The sequence below is a fragment of the Streptomyces sp. NBC_00259 genome, assembly GCF_036181745.1.
GTDB lineage: Bacteria > Actinomycetota > Actinomycetes > Streptomycetales > Streptomycetaceae > Streptomyces > Streptomyces pratisoli.
Map to the genome: position 1 here is coordinate 5,870,100 of NZ_CP108080.1, position 15,580 is coordinate 5,885,679.

Here is a 15,580-nt window from a genome sequence, read left to right on the forward strand (position 1 = left end):
CATATCCCTGCCCATCGGGACTCCTTGTCACGCGTCATTCACGCTTGAACCGCCAGGACCAGCGGAAACACCCCCTCCGCTCCGGCCCGGCGCAGCAGCCGTGCCGCGACCGCGATGGTCCAGCCGCTGTCCGAAAGATCATCGATGAGCAGTACGGGACCCTGTGCCGCGGCCACTGCCCGGGCCAGAGCGGGCGGAACGACCAGGGCTTCGTGCAGCCCCCGCACCCGCTGGGCGCTGTTCGTCCGCGAGATGTGTGCGTCCTCCGCCCCGGGCACGTACTCGACGGTGCCGAGGAACGGCATCCGGCCGACCTCGGCGATCCGGGACCCGAGGGACCCGACGAGTGTGGGCTTGGCGCGCGAGGCGACGGTGACCACCCCGGCGGGGCGGGCGGGCGCGTCGGCGGCTCCCGACGACCAGCCACCCGGCCCCTTGGCCCAGTCGGCCAGCACACTCACGACGGCATGGGCCACGTCGTCCGGAACCGGCCCGTCGGGGGCATGAGGGGCGAGCATGGGGCGCAGCCGGTTGGCCCCATCCGATGTCGGAGAGCCGCCCCAGCGCCCGGCCCGCGAAGGCCTGTTCGCCGGCCGGGATGCGTCCCTTGAGGTCGACGCCGACGGCCGGGAGCCCGGTCGGCCACATCTTTCGCGGTTCGACCGGAAGTTATGTCCCCAGTCCGAGATGTAATGGGCCTCGTCCACCACGAGAAGCCCCGTGGCGGCGGCGAGCTTCGGCAGCACCTGGTCCCGGAAATCGGGATTGTTGAGCCGCTCGGGGGCTACAGAACCGGGAGGGCATTCAAGTTCCAGGTGGTACTGGAACCCTGACCTGCGTAGACGCGTGGATCGAGGATGGTCGTGGCCGAGCGCTCTGCCCTCGCCTTCCTCGATCACGCGTGACAAGGCGCACCCTTCGTGAGCCCCTTGTCGCGCTGGGTGGATTCGCCGATTGTCAGTGCCATCGGGTTGCATGGGGGCATGGACAACCTGGAGCTCCGTGCTGAAGCCGATGCCATCCTTGCCGAGCTCGTCGGCGCCCCTGGGGGTTCGGCGCGGCTGCGGGAGGATCAGTGGCAGGCGGTGGCGGCTCTGGTGGAGGCGCGTCGTCGTGCGCTGGTGGTGCAGCGGACCGGGTGGGGGAAGTCGGCTGTGTATTTCGTGGCCACTGCTCTGCTGCGTCGGCGTGGGGCCGGCCCGACGGTGATCATTTCGCCGCTGTTGGCATTGATGCGTAACCAGGTGGAGGCGGCGGCGCGGGCGGGTATTCAGGCGCGCACCATTAACTCTGCCAATCCGGAGGAGTGGGAGACGATCTACGGGGAGGTGGAGCGCGGCGAGACCGACGTTCTCCTCGTGAGCCCGGAACGTCTCAATTCCGTGGACTTTCGTGATCAGGTGCTGCCGAAGCTCGCGGCGACGACTGGTCTGCTGGTGGTCGATGAGGCGCACTGTATTTCCGACTGGGGACACGACTTCCGGCCTGACTACCGTCGGTTGCGCACGATGCTGGCGGAGTTGCCTGCGGGAGTGCCAGTGCTGGCCACGACGGCGACCGCGAACGCGCGGGTGACCGCGGACGTGGCGGAGCAACTGGGCACGGGGAGCGGGGACGCCCTTGTTTTGCGGGGCCCGCTGGACCGGGAGAGCCTTCGGCTGGGGGTGCTGGAGTTGCCGAATGCGGCGCATCGGCTGGCGTGGTTGGGGGAGCGGCTGGGGGATCTGCGGGGGTCGGGGATCATCTACACGCTGACGGTGGCGGCGGCGGAGGAGGTCGCGGCGTTTTTGCGGCAGCGCGGATATCCGGTGGCTTCCTATACGGGGAAGACGGAGAACGCGGATCGGTTGCAGGCGGAGGAGGATCTGCTGGCGAACCGGGTAAAGGCCCTCGTGGCGACCTCTGCGCTCGGGATGGGTTTCGACAAGCCGGACCTCGGGTTTGTGGTGCACCTGGGGTCGCCCTCGTCTCCGATTGCCTATTACCAGCAGGTGGGGCGCGCGGGGCGTGGTGTGGATCATGCGGATGTGCTGCTGCTGCCGGGTAAGGAGGACGAGGCGATCTGGGCGTATTTCGCTTCGGTGGGTTTCCCGCCCGAGGAGCAGGTGCGGCGCACGCTGTCGGTGCTGGAGGAGGCGGGCCGTCCGTTGTCGCTGCCGGCTTTGGAGCCGTTGGTGGATCTTCGGCGCTCGCGTCTGGAGACGATGCTGAAGGTTTTGGATGTGGACGGGGCGGTCCAGCGTGTGAAGGGCGGCTGGACTGCTACTGGGCAGCCGTGGGCGTACGACGCGGAGCGGTATGCGTGGGTCGCGAAGCAGCGGGAGGCGGAACAGCAGGCCATGCGGGACTACGTGGCAACCACGGGTTGCCGGATGGAGTTCTTGCAGCGGCAGCTCGATGACGAGAAGGCGGTCCCTTGCGGTCGCTGCGACACCTGCGCCGGCCCCTGGCTCGATCCCGCTGTCTCTTCCGAGGCCCTTGCGGCGGCGACGGGCGAGCTGGACCGGCCGGGGGTCGAGGTCGAGCCCCGCAAGATGTGGCCGACCGGCCTTGCCGCGGTCGGCATGGACCTCAAGGGCCGAATCCCCGCGGGGCAGCAGGCGGTTACCGGACGTGCGCTGGGGAGGCTGTCGGACATTGGCTGGGGCAACCGTCTGCGGCCGATCCTTTCGGCGCAGGCGGCAGATGGGCAGGTCCCGGACGACGTGCTGAACGCCGTCGTGACGGTGTTGGCGGACTGGGCCCGCTCGCCGGGAGGCTGGGCCAGCGGCTCTCCTGACGCGCTGGCGCGGCCCGTGGGGATCGTGGCCATGCCGTCCCGCACCCGCCCCCATCTGGTCACCTCGCTGGCCGAGGGCGTGGCCAGGGTCGGCCGGCTCCCGCTGCTGGGCAGCCTGGCCTACACCTCGCACGCCGACGATTACGCCGCGCACCGCAGTAACTCCGCCCAGCGGCTGCGCGCCTTGGCCGACTCGTTCACCGTGCCCGACGAGCTCGCCGCCGCCTTGGCCGACACCTCCGGTCCGGTCCTGCTCGTCGACGACTACACCGACTCCGGTTGGACCCTCGCGGTGGGTGCACGCCTGCTGCGCCAGGCCGACGCCGCCCAGGTGCTACCGCTCGTCCTCGCGCTGGCCGGGTAGGGAGCCTCGTTGACCGAACGTGTCGTACGTGGCTCTCGGACTGTTCAAACAGGGGCGTTCGAGGTTCTCAACCGACCGTTGTAGGGCGCATATTGACGCCATCCCACCGGTCAAAGGCGGGGTAGCACACCCACGACGGCATCCGGACTCACTATGCCGACTGCGTATCCCACCGTGGCAACGACCGCGACCAGGTCCGACAACGCCCCATCGTGCCGGCCATACCTTCCAAGAGCGGTCTGGGGGCCTGTCCCGGCCTACAGGGTAGGGGCGGGCCCGGGCTCCCGGACAGCCTCGTTGAGAGTGACCTCCATCGTTCATGGACTCGCTGTCGAATTAGTACGGCGGCCAATCCAGGATCTCGCCCGATGGAGGCTCGACATCGAGCACACCCTTCCGTTGGTTCAAACAGACCCTGGGCTGGACCCGCCCGAAGATCCGCACTCCCGAGGCCGCCGACCGCTGGACGTGGCTGATCCTCGCGGTCTTCACCCAACTCCGGCTCGCCCGCCCGCTCGTGGCTGACCTGCGCCGGCCGTGGGAGAAACCGACCCCGGCCGGCAAGCTCACCCCCGCCCGGGTCCGCCGCGACTCATGCAGGCCGACGGGTCGAACGGCTTCTTCATGGACACGCACCTCGACAACCCCGACCACGCGGCGCAGCAATCACGGCGCCGCAGAGGAGTCCAATGACCGACCTCGCGTCACTGACCCGGCTCTGTCCGCCTCCCAGCCCGACCATGACCATCCGCTGGGACTTGGTCGAAGCCGAGCTGGGCATGGCACTGCCACGGGACTACAAGGAACTCGCCGAACGCTACGGACCGGGGAGGTTCTACGACTACCTCAGCGTCTTCCATCCGCACGGCGTGACCGAGTTCGTCCACCTCACCGGCCCCGTTCCCAGCCGTGTCCGGGCACACCTGCGCAAGGACTACGACGAGGGCACCTTCCCCGTCCCCTGCGACCCCGACCAGCTCTTCGCCATCGGCTCCACTGACAACGGCGAGTACATCTTCTGGATCACCACCCCAGCCGACGACCCCGACGGATGGCGCATCGCCGTCAACGAGGCCCGCGGACCCCGCTGGTTCACCTACGACGGGAACCTGACCGCATTCCTCGTCTCCGTCCTCAGCGGGCAGACCCAGGTCCCCCAGTTCCCAGACGACCTCCTCGACGAGCCTCGCGACTTCATCCCCTCGCACCCCACTCTGTGGAAGCCCGAACCGATCACCTCACAGGGGCCGGTCGACACCGCAGCGATCCGCACATGGGCCCGGGCGCATGGCTACGACGTACCATCGCGCGGACGGATTCCCCTGGAAGTCAGGGAAGCCTGGGATGAAGCCAACCGATCCTGAACGAAGCCAGCCGGACCTGGATCGAGCGTGGTGGACGTCTCCCGTCCTGGCCCCTCCGATCCCGCGACAGGAAGAGGTTCTCTTCGAGATCCAGCGGGCGGCCGACGGTGTTCATGCTTGGCTGCACCCCCGGCGGATCTGCGGGAGCAGCCCACCGCCATCGGCTCTACTCCGCCCGGCGGCGGCATCGGTTTGTGAGGCGTCGTCGGGCCGGTCAAGCTCGCACGTAGCGCTCGAATGCGGGCTGCGGGGCGACACCCGACAGACTGCGGTGGCTGTTTTCGTGGTGGTCGGGGCGGTGCCCGTGTGGCGTTGTCCCCAGCTGTCGTGGTTCCGAAGTTCCTTCCGCCCGTGAGCATGCAACCCGATGGCACGGACAAAGCGCGAACGAGGCGGCCGACCTGTGGATAACGTTATCCACAGGGGTCGCGGAGTCGTGGCGGTCGCGGGACCGTCGTGCCATGAACAAGCACCACGAACCCACTGGGCCGGCCGACGACGACCAGCAGCAGATCACCCTGCGCGGACCTGCCGAACTGGCCGATGCCCTGCCGTACATGCTGGGCTTCCATCCGACCGACTCGATCGTGCTCGTCGCGCTCCACGGCGACCGCGGCCGCTTCGGCGGCCGTCTGAGGCTGGGTATTCCCGACTCACCGCACGAGTGGCTGCCCGTCGCTCAGCACCTCGCCGAATGTCTCATCGAAGGGAGCGAGCGCCGCGGTACCCGGCCCGACGGCATCGTCGTCTTCCTCTGCCGGGACCCGGCGGATGGGGAGACGGGCCGGGCGGTGATGGAGCGGTTGCGGCCCCTCGCGCAGTGGCTGCGGACGTCCTGCGGCGCCTTGGACGTTCCCGTCCAAGAGGCGCTCTGCATCTCCGGCGGCCGATTCTGGAGCTACTCGTGCCCGGACTCCCGTTGCTGTCCGGCGGAGGGGACGGCCATGGCGATGCCGGGCACATCGGTGATGGCCGCCGCCGCGGCCTATGCAGGCATCCAGGTCCGGGGATCGCTCCGGGAGATGGAGGCGCGCCTGGAGCCCCTGCGGACCCCGGCCGCGGCCGATCAGGAGCGGGCCCTCGACTCCGCCGGCGCCAGCCTCGTGCCGAGAATCCTGCACGGTGGGAGCAAGGAGGAGGTCGGGGCGGAGACACTGCGGCTCGCTCGCAGGCTGATGAAACGTCTGGGAGACAGGGCGACGTTGGGGGTCGGCCCGTCGACGGCGGACGCTGGCGACGACAAGCTCATCTCCCACGACGAGGCGGCCGCCGTGATCCTCGGCCTCCAGGACCGGGAGACCCGGGATCTGGCCGCGGCCTGGATGGAAGGGCCGCAGGCGCACCGCGCGCTGAGGCTGTGGCGGGCGCTGGCCCGCCGCTGCGTCGGTCCCTACGGGGAGCACGCGGCGGCCCCGCTCTCGCTGGCAGGCTGGGTGTCCTGGTCGACCGGGGACGAACCAGGTGCGCGGGTCGCGCTCAGCCTCGCCCTGCGCGTCGACCCCGAGTACGTCTTCGCGCGACTGCTCCACCAGGCGTGCAACGAAGGGCTGGACCCCGAGGACCTGCGCCGCTGTCTGCGCACGCAGAACGTGGACGGCGCCGCGGACGCCGGCGGACCCCGGGCGGCCACGCCGGAGGCGCCGGCACAGACGCCTGCGGGGTCCGGGGCTTCCGGAGCGGCGGGGCCACCGGAATGCACGGCGACCCGCGCCGGGAGTCGGCGGCCCCGGTCACGCCCCCGGACAGCGCGTCCGGCCGACGGCAGGAAGAGCCCTGCGTCGGATCCCGGTGTCCCGCGGGCACGGAGCAGGGCGCGCTCCACCAGGCGATCCGGCGAGCGCGATGCGGGCTCCCGGTGATGACCGGCGTGACCCCGCAGTATGCGGGGCCGTTCACCTGGGTGGCGATGTCCTACGCCCCGTGCCGCCGCCCCCGACGCGGCTGCCCGGAGCCCACAGAAGGCACAGCAGACCCCACATGGCTCTCAGCGACCCACCTCAGGCCTCGGTACCGGGCCCGCATCTCGGCACGGCCTGGCTCACCGCCCCGTCAACGGTTCCGCCGGCCCGTGCGGCGCCCGCCGGCAGCGCACGGTCGAGCCCGGGCCGAAGCACCCACCCCGGTGCTGCTTCGACCGGCGGCCCGGGACGGCCGGCGGGAGACCCGCCACCGCTGCACCACACCCTCATGTGCGTCGCGCTGCCGAGCCTGGCGGTGTCCGCGGAGCACGGCCAGCTCACCGGAGCAGGTCTGGAAGGGGTCTATCGCGCGGGCCGGAGGCTGCTGTCGCGCAGCCGGCTGCGGATCGCCGGACGTGAACCGGTCGTGGTCCAGGGACGACTCGTCTCCGCGGACCGGGCAACGTTCTTCGGCGTGGCACGCACCCATGGCGACGCAGGGCCCGATCCCGAGATCGGTGTGGAGCGATCGCGGGATGCCGACGGCAGCGAACGCATCGTCCTGCGCAGCTGGTCCGCCCGGACCGTCAGGCTCCCGGTCGAGCTCGCACTCGGCACCGATCTCGCGGAGCTGGCCGCGGTGGCGACGGGCCGTGCCGGGCCCGAGCTGCCCGCCAGCGTCCATGACGGAGGACTGCGCTGGACCGCGAACGGCTGTCGCGTCGCCGTCACCGCGTACCCGCCTCCCAGGGACGCGCTCGCCTCGGCGGGACTGTTGCGATGGGAGCTCGAGCTGGCACCCGGTGGGACGCACACCATCGAAGTCCGCGTCCGCTCGGAGGCGATGGTGCGGCGTCCCCGGTGCCACGGAGCCGGTCCACCGGCGGACGCGGAGGTGGAGGGCGACGATCCGCGTGTCCGGAGCCTGCTCCGGACATGCCTGGCCGACCTGGAGGCGCTGCTCCTGCGCGACCAGGACCATCCCCTTGACGTGTATCCCGCGGCGGGTGTGCCGTGGCGCTGCGGTCTCGCGCCCGCCGAAGCCCTCTGGGCGGTGCGCATGGCGCTCCCGGTCGGCACGCGTCTGGCCACGGGCACGCTGCGCACGCTCGCCAGGACCCAGCTCGGTGGAACGGGCCGGGACGCCGGCCGGATCCCCGGACCGCTCCGGGACGCGGGCCCGCATCTCCCGCCCAACTGCACCGGAGTCGAAGCGACGCTCGCGTTTCCAGCCGTTCTCGCCGAAGCATGGCGCTGGGGGCTCCCCGAGCAGGAGCTGCACGAGCTGCTGCCCGCGGCCGAGCGTTGCCTGCGCTGGCTGCGTACAGCCGCGGGTGAGGACGGGCTGCTGTCCGAGCCGGGCTCCGCCGGGGCGCAGCGTGCCGAGACACAGGCCCATGCGCACCGGGCCGCCGTGCTGGGCGCCGATCTGCTGGAGGCGTCCGGACGGCCGGGGGCGGGCTGGTGGCGGGAGCGGGCCGGTGCCATGCGCCGTGCGTTCCGGGAGGGGTTCTGGATCGACGACCGCACGGGTGGCAGGCCCGCGGCCGCGCGCGCCCGCGACGGCCGGCCGGTGCCTCATCTCGGCGGCGGCGCGGCGCACCTCCTGGACACGGGGCTCACCAGCGGCGGCCGTCCCGCACCCGGGCTGCTCGACAAGGTGCAGACGGAACAGCTGGCACGACTCCTCGGCGCCCCCGACCTCGACACCGGATGGGGACTGCGCAGCCTCGGCGCCAAGGAGCCCGGCCACAATCCGTACGGGCACCGGTCCGGGGCGGTGCGGGTGCACGAGACGGCCGTGGCGGTCGCCGGCCTGGCAGCGGCCGGATACGAGAAGGAAGCGAGTTCCCTGCTCCGCGGGGTGCTCGATGCCGCGCAGGCCTTCGGCCATCGGCTCCCGGACATGTACGCGGGGGAGCAGCGCACGACAGGCGCCGTGCCGCTTCCGCACCCTGCCGCGTGCCGCCCGGCGGCCGTGTCCGCCGCAGCCGGCATCCACCTCCTCGGCGCGCTCGCGGGTATCGGGCCGGACGCCCCGGCGGGCACGGTCGCTCTGCGTCCGCTGCGCTCTGCGCCCCTCGGGGCCGTGCGGTTGTCCGGGCTCCGGGTCGCCGGGGAGCCGTTCGCGGTGCGCGTCAGCAGGCTCGGACTCGGGATGGTCGAGGAAGCTGCCGACGGACTCCAGTTGGGCGTGTGACCGGATGGGGCCGGCGCATGAAGAAGTCGTCATTCCCGATCACGAAGGGAGTGTTTATCGTCAGGGAGACGACTATGATCGCGGCATGCCCTACGACCCGTCGGCCTTTCCGCCCTTTGCTGTCACCGTCGACCTGGTCGTGCTCACCGTGCGGCGCCATGCGCTGTGTGCCCTGGTCGTCCGTCGCGGAGAGCCGCCGTACCAGGGGCGCTGGGCACTGCCCGGGGGGTTCGTCAGGGCCGACGAGGACCTTGCGGGCGCGGCGGCGCGCGAGCTCGTCGAGGAGACGGGGCTGTGCGTGCACGACCCCGGTTCGCCCGCGCCCGACAACGGGGCCCATCTGGAACAGCTCGCCACCTACGGCGACCCGAAGCGGGACCCACGCATGCGGGTGGTGAGCGTCGCGCATCTCGCTCTCTCCCCGGATCTGCCGGCGCCGCGCGCCGGCGGTGACGCGAACAGCGCGCGCTGGGCACCCGTCGAGAGCTTGCTGAACCAGGAGAACGGCGCCCGGGACGACGAGCAGGCCGCGCCGCTCGCCTTCGACCATGCCCGGATCCTGGCCGACGGCGTGGAGCGGGCCCGCTCCAAGATCGAGTACTCGTCGCTGGCCACGGCGTTCTGCCCGCCGGAGTTCACCGTCGGCGAGTTGCGGCGGGTGTACGAGGCGGTGTGGGGCGTCGCGCTGGATCCCCGGAACTTCCATCGCAAGGTGACCGGCACGCCGGGCTTCCTCGTACCGTCGGGAGGCACCACGACTCGCCAGGGCGGGCGCCCTGCACAGTTGTTCAGGGCCGGGGGCGCGACCCTCCTGAATCCGCCCATGCTGCGCCCCGAGGTCTAGGGGGTGTCCGGCGGGTCTTACTGGGCTCGCGACGCCCTGCGACTCCGTCTCCCCTAGGCCCCCTCCGTCCCGCGCTCGTCAGCGCGTTCCGACGATCTGACACCCACCCCGCCTCCGACGCTGCGTCCAAAGTCTGAAATGTCGCGTTATCGTGCTGCGGTATCCGCACTTGCCGCGTACCGCCCTGCCGCCGAGCGGTCACACCTCCGCGAGGGAAGCGATGCTCCAGGCCATCGGACTCACCAGCACGCCCCGCCGACACCTCCCGCCCATGGTGGACGATCTGACCTTCGAGGCACGGCCCGGCGACGTCACCGCGCTGCTCGGGGCTCCGGGTTCGGGCAAGACGACGGCCCTGCGTCTGATGCTCGAACTCGAGACGGGGCGTGGCGTCACGTACTTCCGCGGCCGCCCGCTGCACACCATCGCGGGTCCCGCCCGGGAAGTGGGTGCGCTGCTGGGTGTGGTTCCCGGCCATCCTGCCCGCACGGCACGCGGTCAGCTCCGGATGCTCTGTGCCGCCGCCGGAGTGCCCGTCTCACGCGCCGACGACATGCTCGACGTCGTGGGCATCGCCGCTCTGCGCGACACGCGTCTCGGCACGCTCTCGCTCGGCATGGACCGCAGACTGGGCCTCGCCGCCGCCCTGTTGGGGGACCCTCACACCCTGCTGCTCGACGACCCCGCCCGCGGCCTCTCACCGCGTGAGAACAGCTGGCTGTTCGGACTGCTGCGTGCTCATGCCGCGCATGGCGGGACCGTTCTCTACACGACCGCGGACCCCAAGGAGGCCGCCCGGACCGCCGATCGCGTCGTCACCATCGACGGGGGCCGGCTCGTCGCCGACCAGGACGTGGCCGAGTTCGCCCGCACCCGGCTGCGGCCACGTGTCGCGGTCCGCACCCCGCACGCTGCGCGGCTCGCCACGGTGGTCGGCCGCGAGGCCCGGGCCGCACGCCGCTCCGTCGAAGTCGTCACCGAGGGCGGCGGCCGGCTCTCCGTGTACGGCAGCAGCTGCGCCGAGATCGGCGAGACCGCCTTCCGGCACGGCATCCTCGTCCACCAACTCGCCCAGGAGATCGGCGACGCAGGCCCCGCCGCCACTCCGCACGCCACAGCGACCACGCGCACGCCGACCACGCGCACGCCGACCCCCCGCACACCAACCACGCCCGTACCGGGCGTTCCCGCCACCGCGTCCGCACCACCCGCCCCCGCCGATACCGGCCTGCGCGGCCCAGGGGAGCCTTCCCGTGCGACGCGAGGGGCACCGGGGCCAAGCCTCCCCTCCCGCCCCCGGCGTGCGCCCCTGCAGCCGCTTCAGCCGCTGAGGTACGAACTGCGGCGCCTGCTCGGTGTCCGGACGACCCATGTGATCGTGGCGGCGGTGCTCGTCGTCTCCGCCACGCTCTCCGCGCTCCTCGCGCAGACCGGCCGCACGCCGCTGCCGAACCTTCTGGCCGCATGGCCAGGACCGCTGCCGCTGCCGCCCGCCGCGCTGGCCGCGGGTCTGCTGGGTGCGCTCTCCTTCGGAGAGGAGTTCCGCTATCCGGCGCTGGCGGCCGCCGGTGGAACGGTCCCCCGCCGCCTCGGTCTGCTGCTCGCCAAGCTCATGGTGTCGGCCGTCACCGCGCTGCTGATCGGCTGCGCCGTCGTCGTGCTCGACGCGCAGGTGCTGTGGCTTCTCTACGGTGCCGAGCCCTTGCCTCTGCCGGAGAACTGGGTCTCGTTGTCGACGAGTTGGACGGGCCTTCTGATCGGTTGCGCCTGGTCCGGGCTGCTCGCCGCGGGGATCTTCCGGCGCACCGACGCGGGAGTGGCGGCCGTGCTGGCCGTACCGATGGTCGTGGTTCCGCTGGTACAGAAGGCGTTCGCGGATGCGTCCGGGCGTTCGGTCGCCGGACTCCCGATCCGTCTGCGTGAGCTGATGTGGGTGCAGTGGCCCTACGAGGTGGACCGCTGGCTGCTGGCGGGGCTGCGCATGCTCGTCCAACCCGTGGGCACGGCCCTGGCATTGTCGTTCTCGGTTCTGCTCTGCACGTATCTGTTCATCGGCCTTCGCGGCAGGGCGCGTTGGTGACCACTTCGGTTCGCAGTGCGATGAGCTGCCCGTAACTCCCAGGGGAATGACCGTTTCTTCCCTATAAGGCGTCAATTGAGAGGCGGGCGCCGATCACCCTTTCGTGTGCTTTTCACCAAAGACCTCAAGGGTGGCAGGGGGCGCGCCGACAAAGGATGCGTGAGTACCCTTGCGCACACCATGATGACCGCCGCCCGCCCCGCCGAGTCCGGCCTCGCCGGCCCGGGCGATCTCGACCGCTACCCCTACCCGGAGGTGCCCGGCGTCGACCGCGTCGGACCCCCGGCCTGGGACGCCACGGAAACCGAGTTGGGCCGGGCCGGACGCCGTACGGCGGGCAGCCGGGGGCGCGGGCTGCACGGTCAACTCGTCCAGCAGCTGGGCCAGATGATCGTCTCCGGCGACCTCGGGGCCGACCGTCCGCTCGTACCGGAGGAGATCGGCCAGCGCTTCGAGGTCTCCCGCACCGTGGTCCGGGAGTCGCTGCGCGTCCTCGAGGCCAAGGGTCTGGTCAGTGCCCGCCCGAACGTCGGCACCCGGGTCCGCCCGGTCAGCGACTGGAACCTGCTCGACGCCGACATCATCGAATGGCGCGCCTTCGGCCCGCAGCGTGACGACCAGCGCCGTGAGCTGAGCGAGCTCCGCTGGACGATCGAGCCGCTCGCGGCCCGGCTCGCCGCGGGCCACGGCCGGGAGGATGTGCAGCAGCGGCTCGGCGACATGGTCGAGATCATGAGCCACTCGCTCACGCAGGGTGACGGAATCACCTTCACGCGCGCCGACGCCGAGTTCCACTCCCTCCTCATCCAGGTCGCGGGCAACCGCATGCTGGAGCACCTGTCCGGCATCGTCGCCGCCGCTCTCCAGGTCTCCGGAGGGCCGGTCGCCGGCTGTGACCGCCCTTACGAGGCGTCCCTGGCGCACCACGCCAGGATCGTCGACGCCCTCGCCGCCGGCGACGCGCACGGCGCCGAGTCGGCCATGCGCCAACTGCTCACCGTCCACCCGGAGGTGGAGCGCGTCGTGCCCGCCCCGCGCGAGCACTGAACCGCGGCCGCGGCCGGGGCGTTCCGAGGCGTACCCATCGTGTGTCGCCGGACCCTCGGGTCCGGCGACACGATTGTGGAGGCGAATATGGAGCGAACTCCCCATTTGGTCGTTTAGTCGCAAATGAGGTGTGACTCGGGCCACGCGGATTGGGCGTAACACTCCTCGAAACAGTGCGATGACCTAAGAGGTGACAGCCGAGGAGGGAATACAGACGTCGTTCACGACGCTGTTCAGCTCTGAGGTCCAGCCCGCGCCGTCGGTACATCCCCAACCGGCGGTCGTCGGCTCCGGCCCGATCATGGGCGGGGCCGGAAGCCGTTTTCCATCGTTCCGAGAGGTTGTTCGTGTCGGCCAGCACATCCCGTACGCTCCCGCCGGAGATCGCCGAGTCCGAGTCTGTGATGGCGCTCATCGAGCGGGGAAAGGCTGATGGGCAGATCGCCGGCGATGACGTGCGTCGGGCCTTCGAGGCTGACCAGATTCCGCCAACCCAGTGGAAGAATGTTCTGCGCAGCCTCAACCAGATCCTCGAGGAAGAGGGTGTGACGCTGATGGTCAGTGCCGCGGAGTCGCCCAAGCGCACCCGCAAGAGCGTCGCAGCGAAGAGCCCGGCGAAGCGCACCGCCACCAAGACCGTCGCGGCCAAGACGGCCACGGCCAAGACCGTCGCGGCCACCGCCGCACCGGCGGCCACGGCCGACGAGACCGTCGGTGACACGGTCGACGAGACCGCTACGCCCGCGAAGAAGGCCGCGGCGAAGAAGACCGCGGCGAAGAAGACGACGGCGGCCAAGAAGACCGCCGCCAAGAAGACGACGGCCGCGAAGAAGACGACCGCCGCCAAGAAGGACACCGACGAGCTGGCCGAGGGCGAGGAAGCACTCGAGGAGGCGCAGCCCGGCAAGGCGGGCGCCGACGAGCCCGAGGGCACCGAGAGCGCCGGCTTCGTCCTCTCCGACGAGGACGAGGACGACGCCCCCGCGCAGCAGGTCGCGGCGGCCGGTGCCACCGCCGACCCGGTGAAGGACTACCTCAAGCAGATCGGCAAGGTCCCCCTGCTCAACGCCGAGCAGGAGGTCGAGCTGGCCAAGCGCATCGAGGCGGGCCTGTTCGCCGAGGACAAGCTGGCGAACTCCGACAAGCTCGCCCCGAAGCTCAAGCGCGAGCTGGAGATCATCGCCGAGGACGGGCGCCGCGCCAAGAACCACCTGCTGGAGGCCAACCTCCGGCTGGTCGTCTCGCTCGCCAAGCGCTACACCGGTCGCGGCATGCTCTTCCTGGACCTGATCCAGGAGGGCAACCTCGGTCTGATCCGCGCCGTCGAGAAGTTCGACTACACCAAGGGCTACAAGTTCTCCACGTACGCCACCTGGTGGATCCGTCAGGCGATCACCCGCGCCATGGCCGACCAGGCCCGCACCATCCGTATCCCGGTGCACATGGTCGAGGTCATCAACAAGCTCGCGCGTGTGCAGCGCCAGATGCTCCAGGACCTGGGCCGCGAGCCCACCCCGGAGGAGCTGGCCAAGGAGCTCGACATGACCCCGGAGAAGGTCATCGAGGTCCAGAAGTACGGTCGTGAGCCGATCTCCCTGCACACCCCGCTGGGTGAGGACGGAGACAGCGAGTTCGGTGACCTGATCGAGGACTCCGAAGCGGTCGTCCCGGCCGACGCGGTCAGCTTCACGCTCCTCCAGGAGCAGCTGCACTCGGTGCTCGACACCCTGTCGGAGCGCGAGGCGGGTGTCGTCTCCATGCGCTTCGGTCTCACCGACGGTCAGCCGAAGACTCTCGATGAGATCGGCAAGGTCTACGGCGTGACGCGTGAGCGCATCCGTCAGATCGAGTCCAAGACGATGTCGAAGCTGCGCCACCCGTCGCGGTCCCAGGTGCTGCGCGACTACCTGGACTAGGAAGAACGAGGGCGGCATCGCCCGTACGAGGGCCCGGCTCCCGCGAGGGAACCGGGCCCTCGGCCTTTTCGGCGAGGGGCGGCGACCGCGTCGCGGCCAGGACCGGTTGCTCACCGATGTCGCGCGGGTGCGGACCGTGGCGGTCTGATCGACCCTGAGTGGACGCAGATCACCGGAGAGTCAGGAGACCGCCCATGCGACGCCCCATCACCCGAGCCCTGACGGGCGCCTTGGCCCTGGCCTCCGCGGCCGCCTTGGCGCCGCTCGCCTCCCCGGCTCCGGCGGCTGCCGACAGCGTGATCATCGGAGGTGCTCCGGTGCGGTCCGCCGACACGCCTTGGGTCGTCGCCCTGTCAAGCCGTGACCGGTTCGGGGGTATCCGGGCCGGTCAGTTCTGCGGCGGTGTCGTGGTGGCGCCGACGAAGGTGCTCACGGCGGCCCACTGTCTCGGCAGGGAGGTGCTCGGGACGGCCGTGAGCGAGGTGCGGGATCTGCGGGTGATCGCCGGGCGCGAGGATCTGCGGGCGCCGGGCGGCCAGGAGGTCCCGGTACAGCATGTGCTCATCGCGCCCGCGTACGACCCGCGGACGAGCTCGTCGGACCTGGCCGTGCTCACCCTGGCGAGCGCGCTGCCCGTCGGCCACGTCATCAAGACGGCGGCTCGTGGTGATGCCGCGAACACGCCGGGTACCGCCGCGGCGGTCTACGGCTGGGGTGACACGACAGGGGCCGGTACGTACGCCTCCGCGCTACGCGCCGCGCCCGTACAGGTACAGCCGGACACGGTGTGCGCGCGGGCGTATCCCGGCACCGCACTGGGAGGCCGCTACACGCCCGCCACGATGCTGTGCGCCGGGGACGCGAAGGGCGGGCACGATGCCTGCCAGGGGGACAGCGGTGGCCCGTTGGTGGCGCAGGGGCGGCTGATCGGGATCGTGTCCTGGGGCAGCGGATGTGGCCGCGCGGACAGTCCTGGGGTCTACACCCGGGTCTCCGAGGTGCTGCCCACGGTGGCCGACAAGCTGTGAGGCCAGGAGCAGTTGGTCACATATCGAACGCTTACGGTGACCGGGCTCAAGGGGGAAATG

General features: G+C 71.0%; 9 protein-coding genes and 2 pseudogenes. 10 read left to right on the forward strand and 1 reads right to left on the reverse strand.

The features are described 5' to 3' along the window. Positions 1-38 precede the first annotated feature (38 nt). Positions 39-663: pseudogene (locus OG766_RS26610) on the reverse strand (recombinase RecQ); the annotation flags it as partial. Between the two features lie 320 nt (positions 664-983). Between OG766_RS26610 and OG766_RS26615 the strand changes: the two are divergent. From OG766_RS26615 to OG766_RS26660, 10 genes and pseudogenes are all read left to right on the forward strand, one after another. Beyond that, entirely contained in the window at positions 984-3,143 is a 2,160-nt protein-coding gene (locus tag OG766_RS26615; RefSeq protein ID WP_328726345.1) for a RecQ family ATP-dependent DNA helicase, read from the forward strand. Positions 3,144-3,515: 372 nt separating this feature from the next. Then, a pseudogene (locus OG766_RS26620) lies at positions 3,516-3,732 on the forward strand (NF041680 family putative transposase); the annotation flags it as partial. A gap of 100 nt (positions 3,733-3,832) precedes the next feature. After that, the gene (locus tag OG766_RS26625; RefSeq protein ID WP_328726346.1) at positions 3,833-4,507 is read left to right on the forward strand and encodes an Lsr2 family DNA-binding protein; all 675 of its coding nucleotides are present in this window, start codon (positions 3,833-3,835) and stop codon (positions 4,505-4,507) included. A gap of 461 nt (positions 4,508-4,968) precedes the next feature. Continuing rightward, entirely contained in the window at positions 4,969-6,366 is a 1,398-nt protein-coding gene (locus OG766_RS26630) for a DUF4192 domain-containing protein (protein ID WP_266388378.1), read from the forward strand. A gap of 328 nt (positions 6,367-6,694) precedes the next feature. Then, on the forward strand, positions 6,695-8,605 hold the full coding sequence (locus OG766_RS26635; RefSeq protein ID WP_328726347.1) for a glycogen debranching N-terminal domain-containing protein: 1,911 nt from the start codon (positions 6,695-6,697) through the stop codon (positions 8,603-8,605). Positions 8,606-8,690: 85 nt separating this feature from the next. Next, positions 8,691-9,449, forward strand: coding sequence for an NUDIX hydrolase (locus OG766_RS26640; RefSeq protein WP_266388372.1), 759 nt, complete (start codon positions 8,691-8,693; stop codon positions 9,447-9,449). A gap of 220 nt (positions 9,450-9,669) precedes the next feature. Continuing rightward, positions 9,670-11,529, forward strand: coding sequence for an ATP-binding cassette domain-containing protein (locus OG766_RS26645; protein WP_328727531.1), 1,860 nt, complete (start codon positions 9,670-9,672; stop codon positions 11,527-11,529). A 159-nt stretch (positions 11,530-11,688) separates the two neighbouring features. Then, positions 11,689-12,576 (forward strand): FadR/GntR family transcriptional regulator, encoded by an 888-nt coding sequence (locus tag OG766_RS26650; protein ID WP_266388368.1) that lies wholly within the window; start codon positions 11,689-11,691, stop codon positions 12,574-12,576. A 347-nt stretch (positions 12,577-12,923) separates the two neighbouring features. Next, complete coding sequence (locus OG766_RS26655; protein WP_266388365.1) at positions 12,924-14,492, forward strand: RNA polymerase sigma factor; 1,569 nt, start codon at positions 12,924-12,926, stop codon at positions 14,490-14,492. A gap of 194 nt (positions 14,493-14,686) precedes the next feature. Continuing rightward, positions 14,687-15,520, forward strand: coding sequence for a S1 family serine peptidase (locus OG766_RS26660; RefSeq protein WP_266388362.1), 834 nt, complete (start codon positions 14,687-14,689; stop codon positions 15,518-15,520). The last annotated feature ends 60 nt before the right edge of the window (positions 15,521-15,580 follow it).

Coding starts and splice junctions, on each gene's coding strand:
- OG766_RS26630 (WP_266388378.1), top strand. CDS start 4,969: ATGAACAAGCACCACGAACCCACTGGGCCGGCCGACGACGACCAGCAG.
- OG766_RS26615 (WP_328726345.1), top strand. CDS start 984: ATGGACAACCTGGAGCTCCGTGCTGAAGCCGATGCCATCCTTGCCGAG.
- OG766_RS26625 (WP_328726346.1), top strand. CDS start 3,833: ATGACCGACCTCGCGTCACTGACCCGGCTCTGTCCGCCTCCCAGCCCG.
- OG766_RS26635 (WP_328726347.1), top strand. CDS start 6,695: ATGTGCGTCGCGCTGCCGAGCCTGGCGGTGTCCGCGGAGCACGGCCAG.
- OG766_RS26640 (WP_266388372.1), top strand. CDS start 8,691: ATGCCCTACGACCCGTCGGCCTTTCCGCCCTTTGCTGTCACCGTCGAC.
- OG766_RS26645 (WP_328727531.1), top strand. CDS start 9,670: ATGCTCCAGGCCATCGGACTCACCAGCACGCCCCGCCGACACCTCCCG.
- OG766_RS26660 (WP_266388362.1), top strand. CDS start 14,687: ATGCGACGCCCCATCACCCGAGCCCTGACGGGCGCCTTGGCCCTGGCC.